The 21,322-nt window shown below is 28.5% G+C and carries 18 protein-coding genes, 5 tRNA genes and 1 riboswitch; of the genes, 20 read left to right on the top strand and 3 right to left on the bottom strand.

Going from position 1 to position 21,322, the window contains the following annotated elements:
* The first annotated feature begins 439 nt into the window (after positions 1–439).
* From ACYUE0_RS09015 to mreB, 6 genes are all read left to right on the top strand, one after another.
* Positions 440–1,129, top strand: coding sequence for a hypothetical protein (locus ACYUE0_RS09015; RefSeq protein WP_460270280.1), 690 nt, complete (start codon positions 440–442; stop codon positions 1,127–1,129).
* 26 nt (positions 1,130–1,155) lie between these two features.
* The gene (gene murA, locus ACYUE0_RS09010) at positions 1,156–2,424 is read left to right on the top strand and encodes a UDP-N-acetylglucosamine 1-carboxyvinyltransferase (protein WP_061996150.1); all 1,269 of its coding nucleotides are present in this window, start codon (positions 1,156–1,158) and stop codon (positions 2,422–2,424) included.
* Positions 2,425–2,654: 230 nt separating this feature from the next.
* Positions 2,655–3,761, top strand: a complete 1,107-nt coding sequence (spoIID, locus tag ACYUE0_RS09005; protein WP_460270279.1) for a stage II sporulation protein D — start codon at positions 2,655–2,657, stop codon at positions 3,759–3,761.
* Between the two features lie 256 nt (positions 3,762–4,017).
* A complete protein-coding gene (locus tag ACYUE0_RS09000) occupies positions 4,018–4,743 on the top strand; it encodes a M23 family metallopeptidase (protein WP_061996148.1) in 726 nt (241 codons plus the stop codon).
* Between the two features lie 113 nt (positions 4,744–4,856).
* Positions 4,857–5,111, top strand: coding sequence for a sporulation transcriptional regulator SpoIIID (spoIIID, locus tag ACYUE0_RS08995; protein ID WP_010293777.1), 255 nt, complete (start codon positions 4,857–4,859; stop codon positions 5,109–5,111).
* Positions 5,112–5,204: 93 nt separating this feature from the next.
* Positions 5,205–6,233 carry a rod shape-determining protein gene (gene mreB, locus ACYUE0_RS08990; protein WP_010293776.1) on the top strand — a complete coding sequence of 343 codons (1,029 nt, stop codon included), beginning with the start codon at positions 5,205–5,207 and terminating at the stop codon, positions 6,231–6,233.
* 66 nt (positions 6,234–6,299) lie between these two features.
* Here mreB and yyaC read toward each other — a convergent pair whose 3' ends face one another.
* Positions 6,300–6,839 carry a spore protease YyaC gene (gene yyaC / locus ACYUE0_RS08985; RefSeq protein ID WP_460270277.1) on the bottom strand — a complete coding sequence of 180 codons (540 nt, stop codon included), beginning with the start codon at positions 6,837–6,839 and terminating at the stop codon, positions 6,300–6,302.
* Between the two features lie 363 nt (positions 6,840–7,202).
* Between yyaC and ACYUE0_RS08980 the strand changes: the two genes are divergently transcribed.
* From ACYUE0_RS08980 to prfB, 14 genes are all read left to right on the top strand, one after another.
* A complete protein-coding gene (locus tag ACYUE0_RS08980; protein WP_460270276.1) occupies positions 7,203–7,802 on the top strand; it encodes a hypothetical protein in 600 nt (199 codons plus the stop codon).
* A 166-nt stretch (positions 7,803–7,968) separates the two neighbouring features.
* Positions 7,969–8,043, top strand: a tRNA-Thr gene (locus ACYUE0_RS08975).
* Positions 8,044–8,048: 5 nt separating this feature from the next.
* A tRNA-Tyr gene (locus tag ACYUE0_RS08970) sits at positions 8,049–8,133 on the top strand.
* A gap of 8 nt (positions 8,134–8,141) precedes the next feature.
* Positions 8,142–8,217, top strand: a tRNA-Val gene (locus ACYUE0_RS08965).
* Positions 8,218–8,248: 31 nt separating this feature from the next.
* Positions 8,249–8,323, top strand: a tRNA-Thr gene (locus ACYUE0_RS08960).
* A 5-nt stretch (positions 8,324–8,328) separates the two neighbouring features.
* A tRNA-Tyr gene (locus ACYUE0_RS08955) sits at positions 8,329–8,413 on the top strand.
* A gap of 131 nt (positions 8,414–8,544) precedes the next feature.
* Positions 8,545–8,646, top strand: a riboswitch (SAM riboswitch).
* Positions 8,647–8,803: 157 nt separating this feature from the next.
* Positions 8,804–9,979 carry a methionine adenosyltransferase gene (metK, locus tag ACYUE0_RS08950; protein ID WP_061996145.1) on the top strand — a complete coding sequence of 392 codons (1,176 nt, stop codon included), beginning with the start codon at positions 8,804–8,806 and terminating at the stop codon, positions 9,977–9,979.
* Between the two features lie 154 nt (positions 9,980–10,133).
* Positions 10,134–12,347, top strand: coding sequence for an SF1B family DNA helicase RecD2 (gene recD2 / locus ACYUE0_RS08945; protein ID WP_199870666.1), 2,214 nt, complete (start codon positions 10,134–10,136; stop codon positions 12,345–12,347).
* A gap of 20 nt (positions 12,348–12,367) precedes the next feature.
* On the top strand, positions 12,368–13,369 hold the full coding sequence (locus ACYUE0_RS08940; RefSeq protein ID WP_061996143.1) for a hypothetical protein: 1,002 nt from the start codon (positions 12,368–12,370) through the stop codon (positions 13,367–13,369).
* Complete coding sequence (locus tag ACYUE0_RS08935; RefSeq protein WP_460270274.1) at positions 13,333–14,010, top strand: ComF family protein; 678 nt, start codon at positions 13,333–13,335, stop codon at positions 14,008–14,010. The genes ACYUE0_RS08940 and ACYUE0_RS08935 overlap by 37 nt, the downstream gene beginning before the upstream one ends.
* Before the next feature lie 551 nt (positions 14,011–14,561).
* Positions 14,562–15,086 carry a ribosome hibernation-promoting factor, HPF/YfiA family gene (gene hpf / locus ACYUE0_RS08930; RefSeq protein ID WP_199870669.1) on the top strand — a complete coding sequence of 175 codons (525 nt, stop codon included), beginning with the start codon at positions 14,562–14,564 and terminating at the stop codon, positions 15,084–15,086.
* Between the two features lie 330 nt (positions 15,087–15,416).
* Complete coding sequence (secA, locus tag ACYUE0_RS08925) at positions 15,417–17,921, top strand: preprotein translocase subunit SecA (protein ID WP_460270272.1); 2,505 nt, start codon at positions 15,417–15,419, stop codon at positions 17,919–17,921.
* A 213-nt stretch (positions 17,922–18,134) separates the two neighbouring features.
* Positions 18,135–18,329, top strand: coding sequence for a hypothetical protein (locus tag ACYUE0_RS08920; protein WP_460270304.1), 195 nt, complete (start codon positions 18,135–18,137; stop codon positions 18,327–18,329).
* A protein-coding gene (gene prfB, locus ACYUE0_RS08915) for a peptide chain release factor 2 (protein WP_206406637.1) occupies positions 18,249–19,350 on the top strand; the annotation gives its coding sequence in 2 pieces (ribosomal slippage) (positions 18,249–18,326 and positions 18,328–19,350; 1,101 coding nt in all). The genes ACYUE0_RS08920 and prfB overlap by 81 nt, the downstream gene beginning before the upstream one ends.
* A 68-nt stretch (positions 19,351–19,418) precedes the next feature.
* Here prfB and ACYUE0_RS08910 read toward each other — a convergent pair.
* Entirely contained in the window at positions 19,419–19,721 is a 303-nt protein-coding gene (locus ACYUE0_RS08910) for a hypothetical protein (RefSeq protein WP_460270270.1), read from the bottom strand.
* Positions 19,722–19,879: 158 nt separating this feature from the next.
* Positions 19,880–21,250 carry a M28 family metallopeptidase gene (locus ACYUE0_RS08905; protein WP_460270269.1) on the bottom strand — a complete coding sequence of 457 codons (1,371 nt, stop codon included), beginning with the start codon at positions 21,248–21,250 and terminating at the stop codon, positions 19,880–19,882.
* Positions 21,251–21,322 lie beyond the last annotated feature (72 nt).

Raw genomic sequence — 21,322 nt, 5'->3', positions numbered from 1 at the left:
GCACAAAAAGAGGAAAAAAATATATATTAATAATATATATTCAAAATTTCTATAAATTTATAAAAAAGCTAAATTATAACTTTAGTTATAATCTATATATTTATTTAGTTTATTGTATAGTATTCTAAAATGACATTTTAATTTATACATTGAAGATTTTAGACACCCTTAACAGTGAGTAAATGCTCAAAAATCACTAAATTTTATAACTATAATTATAAATATAGATAAGCTAAAATTTGGGCATGTTTCACTATATTAATTAGGATAACATAAAAGATTATAGATATAAATGTATATAAGTTATAAACATAAAATCTATAATAACCAATTATGTTATCTTATTTCTAATTTAAAAAATTAAATAACTTATATTTGAAACAAGCCAGTGTATAAAGCAATAATTATTGTCAATACTTTTAAAAGTGGAGGGATAGTTATGGAGAAATTTTTAAAAAAGTTTATAGCAATCTTTATGATTTTTATATTGGTTTGTTTAAATTCAATAAATTCAAAGGCTATAGATAAGAAAGATATAATTGGTGAAGTTTTAAATATAGCTAAAGCAGAAATTATTGAAGTTGGAGTTGAAACTATATTTAATGAAGAAAAAGATATAAATAGTTATTGTGAAGAATTAAAGAAAAGTATAAGTTATTATGGTTATGATAAAGAAAAAATAATTGTTAAAAATCATAATGATTATATAGAAATTAAAATTGATAATCTTAATGTAATTATAGAAAAAATTGATTATAAAGATAATATGATAAAAATGACAGTTAGTCAAAAAACAAAATATAATAATTTAGATTTTCTAAAGAATTTAACAAAGACCACATTTAAAAACGAAAAACATATAAATCAATATTTATATGTAAAATCTAGTTTCGATGATGAAAATTGCAATTTGCTAAATAAGCATATAGTAGATTTTTTAGATAAAAATGGGGCTACAGATTTAGAAACGGTGCCTTTAGAGAATGGATTTAGTACTATTTGCAATACTAAGATGTATAATTCGAAAGAAATCTTTAGAAAAAAAATTGATTTTCAATTTGCTATTATGAAATACAGCAGAGAAAATTATTTAATAATAGGAACCCCAGAAATAACTGTAGCTTTTTAAAATAGCACTATTTATGGAGGAATAACATGGAAAAGTTTATTATAAAAGGTGGCAAAAGATTAAATGGCGAAGTAGAGATTAGTTCAGCTAAAAATTCAGTATTACCAATACTTGCATCAACTATATTAAGTGATAGTGTTTGTGTTTTTAATAATATTCCTAAATTAGAAGATGTTAATGTACTTTATGAAGTCTTACAATCTTTAAATGCTAAAGTAATTTTAAGAAAAGATAATAAAATAGAAATAGATACTAGAAATTTAAATTTAGAGGAAGTTAGCAATGAGTTAGTAAGAAAAATGAGGGCATCATTTTTGATTATGGGAGCCATGCTTGCAAGATTCGGATATTTTAAGATATCGTTGCCTGGAGGTTGTAATATAGGATCAAGACCTATAGATCTGCATTTAAAAGGATTAACTGCATTAGGAGCAGAGATTAGAACAGAACATGGGTTTGTTGAAGCTAAAGCAGATAAACTTAAAGGTGCAAAAATATATTTAGATTTTCCATCAGTAGGAGCTACTGAAAATATAATGATGGCTGCATCACTAGCTGAAGGTGAAACTATAATTGAAAATGCAGCAGAAGAACCAGAAATAATAGATCTTGCAAATTTTTTAAAGAGTATGGGTGCGAAGATTTATGGAGAAGGCACAGATACCATAAGAATAGTTGGAGTGGATAAACTTATGGGAACAGAATATACTCCTATTTTTGATAGAATAGAAGCAGGAACATTTATGATTGCTGCTGCAATAACTAAAAGTAAAATAAAATTAACTAATGTAAATGAAGAATATTTAAAACCAGTAATAGCAAAAATGAAGGAAATGGGAGTAAAAATAGAAGCAAGTAAAAATACTATTGTTATAGATGGAAGCACAGATTTAAACCCAATAGATATAAAAACTATGCCATACCCTGGATTCCCTACTGATATGCAAGCTCAAATGATGAGCCTATTAAGCATTGTTAAGGGTACTAGTATGATAACAGAAACTATTTTTGAAAATAGATTTATGCATGTGAGAGAACTGGTAAGAATGGGTGCAAATATAAAAATAGATGGACGATGTGCAGTTGTGGAAGGTGTAAAATCTTTAACAGGTGCTGAAGTTAAGGCAACAGATTTAAGAGCAGGAGCTTGTTTAATATTAGCAGGACTGTGTGCAAAGGGAAAAACCACAATAGCAGATATATACCATATAGATAGAGGATATGTTGAAATTGAAAAGAAATTTCAAAAGTTAGGTGCTGATATTAAAAGGATAAATATAGAGGAAGAAATTTAATTTGAAAAATAGTTACTCAAATTTTATGAGTGACTATTTTTTTATTCATTTTTAAAAGATATTGATTTGCTTCTAATAAAAAGATAATTATAAAAAATTAAATTTTAAAATTTATATAGATATTTTAAAAAAGATGTTATATTTAATAACTTTTTTTAATAAACTTTGAATAAAAAGAACAAATAGCCTATTATTTAAAGTTTTAACTTGTAAAACGAGAGGAGGATAAAATGAGAAATTTAAAAAATAAATTTAAGTTAAATGCTCATAGTGTAGGTATAAGTGAAAAAATGGCGTCGCAGATAATATCGGTTTTAACATTTGTAGCACTAGGGGTTATGTTCTTACTTGCATCAACTTATTTTATATTAGGAGGGAATATTAAAGAAAAAAATAATGATATTAGTTCTTTTGAAATTGGCAAAAGGGATATAAAAGAAAATAAAGTGGCTAAAAAAAATTTAGTAGAGGATATAAATGTGGATAAAGTTAAAGTTTATTTGACTAAGCAAGACAGAGTGGTTGAACTACCTATAGAAGAATATATTAAAGGAGTTATAAGTAGTGAAATGCCAATAAATTTTGAAATAGAAGCATTAAAAGCTCAAGCAGTAGCCGCTAGAACATATACAGTAGCTCATACGAAAGCTATTGGTGGTGGGTGTAATAAAAGTAATGGATCAGATCTTTGTGATACAACTCATTGTCAGGTATATCTAAGCAAAGAGGAAAAAATTCAAATGTGGGGTGTTAAAGGAGAAAGTAACTGGAAAAAGGTAGAAGAAGCTGTAAACGCTACAAAAGGACAAGTCTTATCTTATGATGGAGGACTTGCTAGTGGAGCGTACTACTTTTCTACTAGTAGTGGAAAAACTGAAAACTCAGAAGATGTTTTTGTAAACGCGCTACCATATTTAAGAAGTGTTGAAAGTAAAGGAGAAGAAAATGCACCAAGATATAAAAGCGTAGTTTCAATTTCCTATGCAGATTTTATTGAAAAAGCTAATAGTGAGTATAATGCCAATATGTCATTAAATAATATAAAAGATCAAATAAAAATTTTAGAAAGAACTGATGGTGGAAGTATAAAGAGTATAAAATTAGGAACAGCAACTATCAGTGGGCCTAAATTTAGAAGTCTTTATGGTCTTAATTCTGCTAACTTTGAAATAAACTATTTAGATAATGACATGGAGATAAGCTGTACAGGTTTTGGCCATGGAGTAGGTATGAGTCAATGGGGAGCTAATAATATGGCTAGTGAAGGAAAAACCTATAAGGATATATTACAGCACTATTATACAGGAATAACTTTAGAACAAATAAATAAAAAATAATATAGTGATAAGGGATGCAAACTGAATACGTCCATAACTATCCACTAGTATATGGTTTATCTAACTTAAAGAATCCTTATTTGATTGAGATATAAGTTAAAATTAAAATTTAAAAGCCTATAAGAACTCATGGTTATCATGAGTTCTTTATTTTTTAAAACATATAAGAAAAAAGTCGAAAAAAAACGAGAAAAAATAATAACAAAAGTGAATTAACTTAAAAAGATAGGACAACAATACTAGTGGAGGTGTTTTTATGGATAAGAAAACAAAATTTAAACAATTTTTTAAAAAGGAAGGATTTTATGTAATTTTATTTGTTTGCCTATGTGCAGTAGCAACAGTAACAATATTAACAACATCTAAGGATAAAAGAGATGTGGCTCAATTACCAGCAATGGAACAAAAGGCAAATAAAGAAACAAAAGAGGACAAACAAACTAATGGAGCAACTGTAGAACCTAAAACTTATAATGATGCGTTACAAGTAAAAAAAGAGGAGCTTAAAGCAGTTCCAGAAGTACAAGTTCAAAAAAATGCAGAAAGTCAATCAGTTTCAAATGCAACAGATAGTGAATCAGTTAAACCAGTAGATGGAAGTTTAGCTCGTTCATACACAGAAGACCCTGTTTACATGTCTTCAACTAAAGACTACAGACCACACTTTGGTATAGATGTAAAAGTTGAAGAAGGTACACCTGTAGTTGCAATGATGAATGGTGTTATTAAAAATGTAGATACTTCATCAGAAGGAACATATGTTGAAATAGATCACCAAAATGGAATTGTAAGTAGATATTCTAATTTGCAAGAAAAAGTAGCTGTAAAAAAAGGAGATTCAGTAAAAGGTTCTCAAGAAATTGGTAAAGTTGGAAACACAACTACATTTGCATATGAAGAATATGGTTCTCACTTACATTTTGAAGTTTTAAAAGATGGTGAAAACATAGATCCTAGTAAATATGTAAATTATAAAAAATAGTTAGTATTATTAAAGCCATTTTCTGAATTATTCAGAGAATGGCTTATACATAAGTAATTTATGTGGAAATATAAGCATATTTATAAATATATAAGGATTAAGGAGGCAACACGTTGAAAGACTACATTGAAGAAAGAGTATTGCAAGTTGCAAGATATATAATTGAATCACAAGAAACTATAAGAAAAACTGCAACTGTATTTGGTGTAAGTAAAAGTACTATACACAAAGACATGACCGAAAGATTACCTAAAATCAATGCTCAAATTGCAGAAGAAGCTAAAAATGTATTGGACTTAAATAAGGCAGAAAGACACATTAGAGGTGGAAAAGCTACACAGATGAAATATAAAACAATTGAAGGATAAAGGCTTTCGTATTATAATTAGACAATATAAGAGTTATTTAGTTTAAAGCTAAACTTTTAGTTAAAATACGAAAGAGCAGGAGTGAATTAAAGTATGTTTTTTTTCGGTATGGGAACAGACATGGGAATAGATTTAGGAACAGCTACAGTACTTGTTTATATGAAAGGAAAAGGCGTTATATTAAAAGAGCCTTCAGTTGTAGCAATTGAAAAAAATGCAAATAAGGTTTTAGCAGTTGGAGAAGAAGCTAGAAAAATGATAGGAAGAACTCCAGGAAACATAGTTGCTATACGTCCTTTAAGAAATGGTGTTATTTCAGATTATGATGTTACAGAGAAAATGCTTGAACATTTTATAAAAAAAGCTTGTGGAAATAAGAAAGCAGCACCAAGAGTTGTAGTATGCGTTCCATGTGAATCTACAGAAGTTGAAAGAAGAGCTGTTGAAGATGCAGCAAGAAATGCAGGTGCTAAAAAGGTTTATCTAATAGAGGAACCATTAGCAGCAGCTATAGGAGCTGGACTTGATATTTCTAAAGCTAGTGGAAATATGGTAATAGATATTGGTGGAGGAACTACAGATATAGCTGTTATATCTTTAGGTGGAATGGTAGTTAGAGAATCTATCAAAGTAGCAGGAGATAATTTTGATGATGCTATAATTAAATACATAAGAAAAAAACACAAATTAATGATAGGTGAAAGAACTGCTGAAGATTTAAAGATAAACATAGGATCAGCTTATAAAAAAGATGAAGAAATTGACATGGATATAAGAGGAAGAGATTTAATTACAGGTCTTCCTAAAAATATAACTGTCAATTCTACAGAAATGAGAGAAGCTTTACGAGAAGCAGTAGCTTCAATTGCTGAATGTACTCATGCTGTACTAGAAAAAACGCCACCAGAATTAGCAGCAGATATCGCGGAAAAAGGTATAGTTATGACTGGCGGAGGAGCACTTTTAGATGGCTTAGATAAATTGGTACAAGACTATACAAAAGTACCAGTATATGTAGCAGAGAATTCTGTTTCATGTGTTGCAATAGGAACAGGTAAAGCGTTAGAATTTATAGATAAAATGGGCGACTCATTTGGAGGACAAGACCTATCTTTTTATTAATAATTTAATTAATAAAATGACACAGTTTCTTACTGTGTCATTTTATTATTTCAAATTATGGGAACTTTAAATAAAAGATGAGTTATCAAAAGCTAAATAATATGAATGTAAAAGGGCTTTTGTTATAACCTTGGATAATTGCATAATCAGGTTTAATCTTATATTTCGATTTGTAAACAGTTCTGTATCATCACTAGAATCAATAATTCCTATTAAAGACATATCTCCTACTGGTGGAAGTAATTTTCCAACACCTTTGCCAGGGTTTATAGAAAAATCTCTTGCTTGTATTTCACCTATACTTGAATGTGGCCCTAGACAAGCATCAATTCCTATTATTTTTGAATTAGGATGTTTAAGTTTAATTTCGGTTAGCTTATTTTCTAAGTTTAATGCATGTATAGGATCAGAAATTGTTCCATAAACAGGTAGAGGGAAAAAATTTTCTTTTAAACAAGTTCCAACTAGTGGACCTAAACAATCGCCTATGCATCTATCTGTACCTATACATATAATGATAGTATCTTCATCTAAATAATCTTTAATAAAAGTAGCTAAGTTGTAATAAGCTAGGGGATTTTTATAATGGGTTTTAATTTTAGCCACTGATTGCACCTCCTAGAGAATTGTGATTCATTTTAAAAAATTTAAGTATCAACTTAAAATTGATTTATACAAAATAAAATTTAATTATTATCTTCTATAATATTTGTATAAATGTAAAAATATTAAAAATACGCTTAATAATATATATGCAAAAAAATGGAATGTGATTATAAACATTTAGAAAAAAGTAAAAATATTTTTTTATGTAAGTACACAGTTGAATATGAGTCTTTGCATTTGTTAATAATTAAGTATATCTAAATTTTTTTATGTTCATAATATTAACTGGGAGTGATAATTATAAAAAAAATATATTCATGTATAATAATTTTGTGTACTATAATGTATAGTTGTACTATATTAATGTTTTACAGAAATAATGAGTATTTAAGTATAAAAAATGAAATTAATATAGCAACTGAAGAAACTGAAAAAAAAGATGAAAGTATAAAAGAAAATCAAAACAAAAGCTATTCAGAACCTTTAATTTTTAATAAGAAAAAAAATAAAGAGCATACTAAAGAAGATATAAAACACAATAGTAGTGTAGATAATGGTAATGATGCTGTTGCTTATGATGGTGAGATGAAGTATAAAAATAAAAGACCTTTTTATGACGATGTGGAAGAAACTGAGAATGACATTAATATTTCAATAGAAGGTGAATTTGATTCTTACAATAAAAATAAGAAAAAGTTAGGGGCAGAACTAGTGCGAGCAGAAGCAAAGGAAGTATTAAAACAAGTATCTTTATCGGAAAAGAAAAAACTAATAACATTCGCATATAAGGTACCTAAAAAAGAATTTAATAATATAGTTAAATATTTAAATTATGAAAATAAAGATTTAGGTGTAAAAAAAATCATAACTGTATTAGAGAAATATTTAACTGAAGAAGAAATTAAAGAAGCCAAAGAGATTGCCAAACCTTTTATGAATAAAGAAATAACTGAAGAATTCTAAATTTACTTTAAATTTAACAAAGTAAATTGATAAGGAAAAGAGAGATAAACATAGAAAGTAAGAATAAATTTAAAATAATTGCTTGTAAAGGCTAAATTTGGATTTGAAAAAAATACTACAAAATTATAAAATAAACCTTGTCGAAGTTACCGACTAAAAATAACACGCTAGCATGGCTCAACGGTAGAGCAGCTGATTTGTAATCAGCAGGTTGTAGGTTCGATTCCTATTGCTAGCTCCATAAGTGGAGGAGTTCCCGAGTGGCCAAAGGGGGCAGACTGTAAATCTGTTACGTTTCGTTTCGATGGTTCGAATCCGTCCTCCTCCACCATATAACACGGTCGCATAGCTCAGCTGGGAGAGCATCTGCCTTACAAGCAGAGGGTCACAGGTTCGAACCCTGTTGTGACCACCATTAAACTTAAAATATAAAAATATAATAATACGCTGGCATGGCTCAACGGTAGAGCAGCTGACTTGTAATCAGCAGGTTGTAGGTTCGATTCCTATTGCCAGCTCCATAARTGGAGGAGTTCCCGAGTGGCCAAAGGGGGCAGACTGTAAATCTGTTACGTTTCGTTTCGATGGTTCGAATCCGTCCTCCTCCACCATACACTTTAGATTTTCTAAAGTGTTTTTTATTATAAAAATTATTGAATATATTTCCGGTATAAATAAAACAATATATTGTTGACAATGATGTATTTTGATGATAACATTGTATCATAAAATTATATAATTACTCTTATCCAGAGAGGTGGAGGGAAAGGGCCCTATGAAACCCGGCAACCGGTGCTTAGCACAATGGTGCCAATTCCTGCAGAAATATTCTGCAAGATAAGAGAGTGCGAGTACGAAATTTCGACCTCTTCTTATCAAGAAGAGGTCTTTTATTGCATAAAAATAGTAGTTACAAGGATTTTGTAATAATAAGTATACCTTGTATTATTTTTAAGGCCACTCTCTTCCATTAGAACGGAAATTTGAAAGGAGATTTAAAAATGAGAAGATTATTTACATCAGAATCAGTAACAGAAGGACATCCAGATAAAATTTGTGACCAAATATCAGATGCGGTATTAGATAGTATATTAGCAAAAGACTCTCATGCAAGAGTAGCTTGTGAAACAGCAGTAACTACAGGAATGGTATTAGTTATGGGTGAAATAAGCACAAATTGCTATATAGATATTCCTAAAGTAGTAAGAGAGACAATAAAAGAAATAGGTTATACAAGAGCGAAATATGGATTTGATTATAAAACTTGTTCAGTATTAACATCAATAGATGAGCAATCACCTGACATTGCACAAGGTGTAGATGAAGCTATTGAAAAAAGAGGACAAGAAGTGGATGAAGTAGAGGCAGTTGGAGCTGGAGATCAAGGTATGATGTTTGGATTTGCAAGTAAAGAAACTCCAGAGTATATGCCACTTCCAATAGCTATGTCTCATAGACTTTCAAGAAGATTAACAGAAGTAAGAAAAAATGGGACATTAGAATACTTAAGACCAGATGGGAAAACTCAAGTTACAGTTGAGTATGAAAATGAAACTCCAGTAAGAATAGATACAATAGTAATATCTACACAACACTGTGAAACTGTAACACAAGAACAAATAAGAGAAGATTTAATGAAGCATGTTGTAAAAGCTGTTGTTCCAGCAGAATTATTAGACGAAAATACTAAATATTATATAAATCCAACAGGTAAATTTGTTATAGGTGGACCACAAGGAGATTCTGGTTTAACAGGAAGAAAAATAATAGTTGATACTTATGGTGGATATGGAAGACACGGTGGTGGAGCATTCTCAGGAAAAGATGCAACTAAAGTTGATCGTTCAGGAGCTTATGCGGCTAGATGGGTTGCTAAAAACTTAGTGGCAGCTGGGGTTGCTGATAAAATAGAAATAGAACTTGCATATGCTATAGGAGTTGCTAATCCTGTATCTATAGAAGCTGATACATTTGGAACAGAAAAAATTTCTAATGAAAAAATAATAGAAATAATTAAAAAGGTATTTGACTTAAGACCTGGAGCTATAATAAAACAATTAGACTTAAGAAGACCAATATACAAACAAACTGCGGCTTATGGTCATTTTGGAAGAAATGATTTAAATCTTCCATGGGAGCAATTAGACAAAGTGGAAGAAATAAAAAAATATTTATAATATAAAAGACACACCTTTGGGTGTGTTTTTTGATTAGTATGGATAAATGTTATGTTTGTTTGAAAGCCTAAACATTTGTCAAGTATATTAATAAATGAGAATAGTATGGCTCTATGATATAATATTCAAAAGAACAATTTTAGGAGAGATTTTTATGTCAGATATAACAGGGATACTAGAGGATATTATTTTTAAAAATGAAGAAAATGGATATACAATAGCTCATTTAAAAGATGGAAAGAAAAGACATACAATAGTCGGTGTAATACCTTACATTAAAGAAGGCGGTCAATATAAAGTTACAGGCGATTGGGTTACACATGAAAAATTTGGTGAGCAAATGAAAGTGATGTCCATTGAAGAAATTTTACCAACTAGTAAGCTAGGAATAGAAAAATATTTATCAAGTGGGATTATTTCAGGGGTAGGACCTGTTACTGCAAAAAAAATAGTAGATCATTTTGGAGAAAAGACATTAGAAATATTAGATACAGATATAGATAGACTAAAAGAAATTAATGGTATAGGAAAAAAGAAAATAAAATTAATAATGAAATCATATTCGGCACAAATAGAGATTAGAAATATAATGATATTTTTTCAAACCTATGGAATGACTGCTAACCAGTGTATGAAAATTTATAAAAGATTTGGAGGCAGTTCTGTAGCTATTGTGAAAGATAATCCATACATATTAACAGAAGAAATAAATGGAATTGGATTTAAAACGGCAGATAGAATAGCTATGAGCTTAGGCGTGGAGAAAAATTCTATATTTAGAGTGAAAAGTGGAATAAAATATATAATAAATGAATTTTGTTTATTAGGTAACACATACATGCCATTAGAAAAACTTATAAAAAGAGCTATAGATGTTTTACAAGTAGATGAAGAAAATATTGATTTAGCTATAAGAGAAAATATAATTGAAGGTAAAATTAAAGTAGAAAATATAGACAGTGTTCAGTGTGTATTTACCATTCAATATGCTTATGCTGAAATGGGAGTTACAAAGAAACTTGTTCAATTATGCACTACTAAATATGATGAATTAGAGATTAATTATGATGAAGAAATAGAAAACTTTGAAAATGAGCAGAATATACAGTTAGCTAAATGTCAAAGAGAAGCAATAGAAGGAGCTATGACTAATGGAATAGAGGTTATAACAGGAGGTCCAGGAACAGGGAAAACCACTATAATAAACTGTATAGTAAGTATATTTGAAAAAGCTGGAATGAAGGTTAATATGGCAGCACCAACAGGAAGAGCGGCTAAAAGGATGAGTGAAACTACTTTAAGAGAGGCTAAAACTATACATAGACTTTTAGAGATGGGCGCATCGGAGGAAGAAGAAGAAAGTGAATTATTAACCGACAGAAAGTTAGAATGTGATGTTTTAATAGTTGATGAAGCATCTATGATAGATATAAATTTAATGAATAGCATGATGAATGCTATATTTACAGGCACAAGGTTAATACTAGTTGGTGATGTTGATCAATTACCATCTGTAGGGCCAGGAAACGTTTTAAGAGATATAATTGAAAGTGGTGTTGTTAAAACAGTAAGGTTAAATGAAATATTTAGACAAGGTAAAGAAAGTATGATAACTGTTAATGCCCATTTAATAAATGATGGAAAGATGCCTATACTAAATTCAAAAGGTAGTGATTTTTACTTTATACAATGCGGAGATAGCAAAAATATATTAGAACAAATAATATCCTTAATAAGTACAAGATTGCCTAAATTTAACACTAACTGGGATAAAATGAAGGATATACAAATATTGTCTCCTATGAAAAAAAGCATAGCAGGAGTTGACAATCTAAATAAAGAATTGCAATTAATCTTAAACCCACCAAGTGCTAATAAACCAGAAAAGGAACTCAAAGAAATGGTATTTAGAATTGGAGATAAGGTTATGCAAACAAAAAATAATTATAGTTTAAAATGGACTAAGAAAGAAAAGGTTTTTGATGCAGAATGTACAGGGCTAGGAGTATTTAATGGTGATGTTGGATATGTTTACGATATAAATGAAAATAACAATTTAACAGTTATTTTTGAAGATGACAAGATTGTTGAATATGATGACATGTATTTAGATGAGTTGGCGTTAGCTTATGCTATAACCATCCATAAAAGCCAGGGAAGTGAGTTTCCAGTAGTTATAATGCCAATGTTTATGGGACCTCCAATGCTTATGAATAGAAATCTTTTATATACTGGAGTTACTAGAGCAAAGCAACTAGTCGTTTTAGTGGGAGATAAAAAAACAGTATCTTTTATGAAAGATAATGATAGAACTTTTGAGAGATACTCAGGTTTGAAGTGGAGAATAAGTGAAATATTTGGAATTTGATAAGGAGATTTATTTAAAATATGATTAAAGGAAAAGAATACGTTATTAAAGAAGTTTTAAAATATGTAAAAAATAATACGGATATAATAAATGTAATTTCTTATTTTTATAATACAGCTACTATATTTTTAGATGCAATAAATTATTGCATAAATAATAATAAATCTGTTTTATATATTGTAAATGAAGAAAAAGAAAATATAGAACTTATAAGTTACCTAGAGAATAATGACTATGTATATTTAGATGAAAAAACTGATGAAGATAGCTGTAAGGTGAATTTTTGTGATTATAATAGGGCATTATATTTAGATGAAAAATATGATTTGGTAATATTTGATGAACTTGGATATATGCCTTTTCAATCTAAAAAAAATATAAAAAATATATTGTCAAAAGCAGTTAAAAGTAGAGGCACAATAATAGCATACTCTATTGAACCTATATTTGATAGAGCTGTATCTATACATTTTCCTTTAAATAAATATAATACTCCCCTTATAGAACCTAGGGTTATTACTACAAAAATAGATATGGAAGAAGATTTGCCACTAGTGGCTTATGAATACATAAGTTGGACAATTGCTACAGAAAAAAAGACAATAATATATGTTCCTAGCAACGATAAGGTTATAAGTGTGTACTTGTATATGGATAAATTAAGAGAAAAGCTAACAAAGGATATATTTTATTTTATAAAAGAAAAAAAGGATAAAACCTCTATAAAAGCATTTCTAAAAAGTAAAACAGGTATATTAATAACCGATGACTATGATGAATTTCATAATGAAAAGCTTGCTGATATAAACATAATGGTATTTTTTGCAGATGATAATAAATTTAATTATAAAAATTTAGTTTATTTAGTTAGTAAAATTGAAAGAGCTAAATCAGTAATGAGGAAAGAAATAATCTTCATTTGTAAAGATGAAAATGAAGATATAGAAAAGGCTAAATCAATAATGAGAAATTTAAATAAGAAAGGTTGGGAAGAGGGATTTATAAGACTTCAAAATATATAATAAATTGTATATTAGACATTATATATCCTAGTGATAATACATGCGTTATTTGTAAAAATTATGCATTGTCAAATAATTTATGTGCTATATGTAGAAAAGATATAGAAATTATAAACAAACCATTTTATATATATCATGGTGGGGACAAATACAAATGTTACTCTATAGCAGAACATACATTAATAATGAGAGATATTGTTATGAAGCTCAAATATGAAAGTAATTTTACTTGCGGAGAAATATTAGCAAACTATATGAAAAGGTTAATTATAGAAAAAAGTATAGAAATAGATGTTATAACTTTCGTACCAATTAGTAGAAAAACTTATAATAAAAGAGGGTACAATCAGGCCAAAGTTATTGCAAAGAAGTTATCAGAAAAGCTTGATATACCTTGTAAACAAATGATAAAGAAAGTTAAGGAAACAAAAGATCAAATAGGGTTAACATCTTGGGAGAGATGGAGAAATGTAGATGGATGCTTTAAGTTTGTTAAAAGTAGTAATAGTAATTTTGAAAATGTGCTATTAATTGATGATGTAGTGACTACAGGAGCAACCTTAATAAATTGTAGCAAAACTTTAAAAGAAAATGGAATAAAAAAAGTATTTATCTTGACTGGAACAAAAAGTGTAGTATAATATAAAAAGTAAGTTGGGTTTGTGGTTGAAAATCGATGCCAGTCGCAGGCAAAACGATCCACGTAAGTTAAACAAAGTTTTAATGATCATGGTGCGGCTTAGAAGTAAGTCCTGCCGCTAATAAAGCGAGAGAATTAGTAGTGAGAAGTTAACTCTGGGTAGCGAAATCTCCAGCAGGCGAGTGTGGGGGCAAAGACCAGGTCAACCAATTTATGCAAATAAAGCTAATTGCAACATAAGTTGTAATTAGCTTTTCTTTGTTTGTTAATAAAAAATGTATATAAACCAAATAAACAATTAATTTGATAAATTGCATAAATATAAAATAACTCAATTACTTTAATTATATCATAACAATAAAAAAATAGCATATACTAAACAATATAGTAAAGACAAAAAATAATGTGAGAAGAAGTGAAATATCTGTAACAGTGTCTAAATATTCAAAAAACTAAATTTGATAAATAAAAAAAATAATATTAAAATATAAATACAAAACAAACTTAATAAATAAGCATAATGCTTTTGGCTCGAGAAAGGGGTTGTAGTATATGAATGTTAAATCAATGGGAAAAAACATAGAACTTACAAGTGCTTTAAGAGATGTAGTAGATAAGAAATTATCTAAATTAGATAAATATTTCTCTGAAGAAGTAAACGCAAATGCAACCTTAAGTGTTGAAAAGAATAAAAGTAAAATAGAAGTTACTATACCGTTCAATGGAGTAAGGCTAAGAGCAGAAGAAAAGCATGAAGATATGTATGCTGCTATAGATTTAGTTTTAGATAAGTTAGAAAGTCAAATAAGAAAACAAAAAACTAAATTGCAAAAGAGAAATCAAAATGTTGATTTGAATTTTAATAATATCGATGACTACAAATATGAGGATGAGGAACCTAAAATAGTAAAAACTAAGAAATTTGCAATAAAGCCAATGTCAACGGAAGAAGCTATTTTACAAATGGAACTTTTAGGTCATGATTTCTTTGTATTCACTAATAGTCATACATCAATGGCAAATGTTTTATATAAAAGAAAAGATGGTAACTATGGTTTAATAGAACAAGAATTTTAATTAATATAAATATAAAATGATGCGATTTTTCGCATCATTTTTTTGATGGGAAATATTAACTTTAAATACATTTCAAAGAGTGTAAATATCAGTGATTTAAAAGAACTTTTAAAGCTACTAATATCTGTGCTTAAGTTGAATGAATAAAAAATAAGTGGTATAATTTTAAAGTGAAATTTTATACTTATTTTTTAAACAAAGGTGAGATTGAGAAACAATATAATGCGTAAATTTAGAAAGAAAAATTCCAATAATATATAAAAAGCTAGTGGTAAATATTTAATTACCTACAGGTACAAAATTTAATGGATGAAAGAGTGAGGAAAAGGTATGAAACTTTTTAATAAAATTTTTGGATCTTACAGTGAGAGGGAAATAAAACGTATAATGCCAATCGTGAAAAAAATAAATGATTTAGAACCATCGATTTCAGCATTATCAGATGAAGAATTAAGACATAAGACTGAAGAATTTAAAATGAGATTAAAAGATGGAGAAACATTAGACGACTTACTACCAGAAGCTGGAGCAGTTGTAAGAGAAGCGTCTAAAAGAGTTCTTGGACTTAGACATTATGATGTTCAATTAGTAGGTGGAATTGTACTTCATCAAGGTAGAATTTCAGAGATGAGAACAGGAGAAGGTAAGACATTAGTAGCTACATTACCATCTTATTTAAATGCCTTAACAGGAAAAGGAGTACATGTAATTACAGTTAATGATTACCTAGCAAAAAGAGATAGAGATGAAATGGGTAAAGTTCATGAGTTTTTAGGATTAACAGTAGGTGTTATAATACATGGCCAAAGTCAGACTGAAAAACAAGAACAATATGGCGCAGATATAACTTATGGTACAAATAATGAATTTGGATTTGATTATTTAAGAGATAACATGGTTATATATAAAGAAGAAAAAGTTCAAAGAGGACTAAACTATGTTATAGTGGATGAGGTTGACTCAATATTAATAGATGAGGCTAGAACACCACTTATTATCTCCGGTGAAGGTGAGAAATCTACTGAATTTTATAAAGTTGCAGACTTCTTTGTAAAGTCATTAAAAGAAGAAGAAGATTATGAAAGAGATGAAAAAGCTAACTCTGTTATTTTAACTGATGAAGGTGTAGAAAAAGCAGAGAAGTACTTCCATTTGGAAAACTATGCAGATCAAGATAATATGGCAATTCAACATCATGTTGTTCAAGCGTTAAAAGCTAACTATATGATGAAAAATGAAAAAGACTATATAGTTAAAGATGGAGAAGTTGTAATAGTTGACAGCTTTACAGGAAGACTTATGGAAGGTAGAAGATATAGTGATGGTCTTCACCAAGCTATAGAAGCTAAAGAAGGAGTAAAAGTAGAAAAAGAATCAAAAACTTTAGCTACAATAACATTCCAAAACTACTTTAGAATGTATAAAAAATTAGCTGGTATGACAGGTACTGCCTTAACAGAAGAAGGTGAATTTAGAGAGATTTATGGTTTAGACGTTATAGTAATACCAACAAATAAACCAATTAAAAGAGTAGATAGACCAGATTCAGTTTATAAAACTGTCCTTGGAAAATATAAAGCAATAGTAGAAGATATATCAGAAACTAACAAAAAAGGTCAGCCTGTGCTTGTTGGTACTGTAAGTATCGAAAACTCAGAAATATTATCACATATGCTTAAGAAAAAAGGTGTAAAACACCAAGTGTTAAATGCTAAGTATCATGAAAAAGAAGCAGAAATAGTTGCTCAAGCAGGTCAAAGTGGCATGGTTACAATAGCAACAAATATGGCTGGTCGTGGTACTGATATAAAATTAGGTGAAGGTGTAATAGAACTTGGTGGATTAAAGATAATTGGTACTGAAAGACATGAATCTAGACGTATAGATAACCAATTAAGAGGTCGTGCTGGTCGTCAAGGTGACCCAGGTGAATCAAGATTCTATATCTCATTAGAAGATGATTTAATGAGAATATTTGGATCAGAAAGATTAGCATCAGTAGTTGAAAAATTAGGATTAACAGATGAGGATGCAATAGAAAGTAAAATGGTTAGTAATGCAATAGAAAGTGCTCAAAAGAAAGTTGAAGGAAATAACTTTGATATAAGAAAAAATGTTGTTAAATATGACGATGTTATGAACAAACAAAGAGAAATTATATACTCTCAAAGAGAGCGTGTTTTAACAGGTGAAGATTTAAAAGAGCAAATACAATCTATGATTGAGGATGTAATAACTCAAGCTGTAAATTCTCATATAAGTGGAGTAGAAGATACTTTTGATGAGGAACTTAAAACTCTTATAAGCTATATGGAAGAACTGTTTGTTGAAAAAGGACAATTTACTTTTGAACAATTAGAAAAAGAATCTAATGATGAAATAATTAAAGCTTATTTAGAGTATGCAACTAAAATATATACAGAGAAAGAAGAAACTTTTGGCAATGAGCAAATGAGAGAGATAGAAAGAGTTATTCTTTTAAAGGTTGTTGACTCTAAATGGATGGATCATATAGATAATATGGAACATCTAAAACAAGGTATAGGTTTAAGAGCGTATAAACAACAGGATCCAGCACAAGCGTATCAAATGGAAGGTAGTGATATGTTTGATGAAATGATCGAAGTTATAAAAGTAGAAACTGTTAAATATCTATTCCATGTAAGAATCGAAAAAGCTCCAGAAAGAGAAAAGGTAGCTAAAGAAACAGCAACAAATGCTGATGACTCATTAGCAAAACAACCTGTAAGAAAAAAAGTAGAACCTCAAAGAAATGATCCATGTCCATGTGGATCAGGAGCAAAATATAAAAATTGCTGTGGTAGAGGAAAATAAAACAATATAATTTTAAAATTAAGGCATGGTAAGAGAAAATAATGAATCAGAAATAGATTTTAAGTTGTTCTTTTAACATGCCTTAGGCATATGAAAAAATAAGAGATGAAAAATGTTAGAAATATAGGGAAACAAGCTCCAACTTAAATTTATTCAATAACTTTAAAATATTTTCATACAAGATGCAGTGTTGAATTCTAAGTGATTCGGAGCATGGCTCACTATTTTAGGTATCCAAGTTTTGGAATGGATAATTTTAAAAGTCAACTTGGAACCCTATATTTGATTATGCCTTATACTAATAAATTGATGAAAGAAGTGAAAAAGTTGTTATTATATTTAGAAGAAATATCAAATGAAATAAATATTTTAAAAAAAGATTTACAAGAATTGAGTGTTTCACTTTGACCTTGCTAATTTAAAATTAAAACTTAGTGAATTAGAGATGAAAATGCAGGAGTCAACATTTTGGGATGATGTAAATAAGGCTCAAGAAATTACTCAACAATCTAAAAATATAAATGATAAAATAGAAAAATTCAAATCGCTTAATTTAAGGGTAGAGGATTTAGAAATTTTAACAGAACTGAGTTTAGAGGAAGAAAATGATGAATCTTATAAAGAAATAAAAAAAGAATTAAAAGAGCTTCGAGTTATAATTGATGATTTGAAAATAGAAACTCTTTTAAGTGGAGAGTATGATAGAAATAATGCTATAGTAACTCTTCATACTGGTGCAGGAGGAAATGATGCACAAGACTGGACTGAAATGCTTTATAGGATGTATACAAGGTATTGTGAGGGTAAAGGCTTTAAATTAGAAGTAATGGATTATATACCAGCAGATGAAGCAGGCATAAAAGGTGTAACATTAAAAGTAACTGGTGAATATGCTTATGGTTATTTAAAAGCAGAAAAAGGGGTTCATAGATTAGTAAGAATATCTCCTTTTAATGCAAATGGTAAAAGGCAAACATCTTTTGCTGGTTGTGAAGTGTTACCAGAACTTACAGAAAGTCAAGATATAGATATAAAATCTGATGATTTGAAAATTGATACATTTAGGGCTAGTGGTGCTGGTGGTCAGCATGTAAATAAAACAGAATCGGCTATAAGAATAACTCATATACCAACTGGAATTGTTGTTCAATGTCAAAGCGAGAGAAGTCAGCATACAAATAAAGACTACGCTCTTAAAATGTTAAAATCAAAATTAGTTAATTTAAAAGAACAGGCACATAAAGAAAAAATAGAAGATTTAGCTGGTGAAATAAAAGATAATGGTTGGGGCAGTCAGATAAGATCCTACGTATTTCATCCATATAGTCTAGTTAAAGACCATAGAACAGGAACGGAAACTGCTAATGTAGATTCTGTTATGGATGGTAATATAGAGCAATTTATTACAGAGTATTTAAAAACTTTATAAGACAAAACATAAAAAGGATTATTGCAAAACTAACTTATAAAAGTTAATTGAGCAGTAGTCCTTATTTATTATAGGTAAAAATAATATATATTTAATACAAGTACAATTATTCCAGGGATTTGAATAATTATGAATGCTATATTGATAATTTTACATAAAGCAACTTTTTTAAAATCTTCATTGTTTAATTTACTTGTTTCCTTTAATTTATTTGTTGTTAATAGACCTAATATATTAATAATAAGTAATACAGCATAGAGTATAGTTATTAAAGCATCTTTTTGGGGACTATTTAAGGTAAAAGTTGATATAAATGCTACTATTGAGAAAAGAATAACTGAAACTATTGGAAAGAGTACTAGTTTTTTCATAAAGCTCTCCTTAAAATTAAGTTTTATTTTTATATATTATAATAAATATATAGTAGAACTTAAAAAATAAAAAGGTTATGTAGAAAAATTAAATTATATTAATTTAGTATAAATTTAAACATAAAAATAATGGTGACTTTTAAAAATCACCATTGTTTTTATTTGGACACATGTTTATATTCCCGAAATAAAAGAAGTAAGAAGGTAGTAGAAGTACACAAAGATGATATGAAGATTATAGTATTATATTTAATAAAAGGATTACTAAAGTAATTACCACAAAGTTCTTTTGAAATAACAGAAAAGGCTCTGTCAATAGCTTTTTTATTGATAAACTCTACTTTATCATTTGGTGTATGAATCCTAGATAAATCATTATCTATAAGTGTTACTGCACTAATGTCATTTTTTCTAAAAATCATATGATCACTAGAATCTTCAAAGATATAATTGAAATACACATTTTTATCTTCAAGAATTTGAGACAAATCATGGATTAAGGAAGTGTCCTTAGTGTCTTCCTTTCCACCCATTACACATAAAGGGATACCATCAAAACTTCCAATCATATCAAAATTATATACAGTACTATTCTTTAATTGATTTTTATTGTTATTAAAAAAATAAGTGGAACCTACACATCCAAACTCTTCTCCATTAAAAGCTGCGAAAATAATATCTCTAGAAGGTGTTCCTAAAGATTTTATGTAATGGGCAAGCTCCAATACAAAAGAAGAACCAGAAGCATTGTCTAAAGCTCCATAATATACATTTCCAATAGAATCTGTTCCAACATGGTCAAAATGACAAGAAATTACTATAGGATCTATAGAAGAATTTTTTCCTTTAATATAACCAAGAACATTATTTACAGTGGCATCTGAATTAGAAAATGGAATTTTAGCGTTAACAATACTACCATTTTCGATAGCTGTAATTAATTTATTTAAACTTTCTTTAGTCATATAAATTGATAGACCATAATTGAAATTACTTAAAAAAGAGCTTCTAAAAGAAAAAGATTTATCATTTATAGCATAAAAGAGAACATAATCTCCTTTATATTTAACAAGTAAATAGGAATCAGTCTTTTGAGCTACATCTGATGATGAAAAAGTAATATCATTTATTCTAAAATTAGTTCCATCATCTTTATAATCTACACCATAGTTAAAACTATCGATTGTATTTTTGCTATTAGAATCTATAATGTTTAGTTCAGGATTGAAATTTAATTTTTTAGGATATTGAATAGAAAAACTTTCAGTATAAGATTCTTTATAAGGTAGTAGACCTAAATCTTTAAAATTATCTAGTATATAAGTTTCTGCTAATTTATTTTCTGTAGTTCCACAAAGTCGTCCTTTTAATGTATCACTTGCAAGATAATTTATATGCTCTACAACTCGGTTAGAGGAAAAATTATTTATTTTAAAATAAAATGTAATTGACAATACTGTTATAAATATTGATATAACAGTCAAACTTATAAGTAATATGTTTTTTTTGTTTTTAAAAATCATTGGCATAACAATCTCCTTAAAAATATAAAATTATTTAATTTGCAAAGGATTTTATGGTAGAATTATTATGGAAACTTA

This window comes from Clostridium sp. CTA-19 (genome assembly GCF_054767855.1).
Note: the sequence above shows the minus strand (reverse complement) of the source record. Positions and strands in the feature narration are given on the sequence as shown.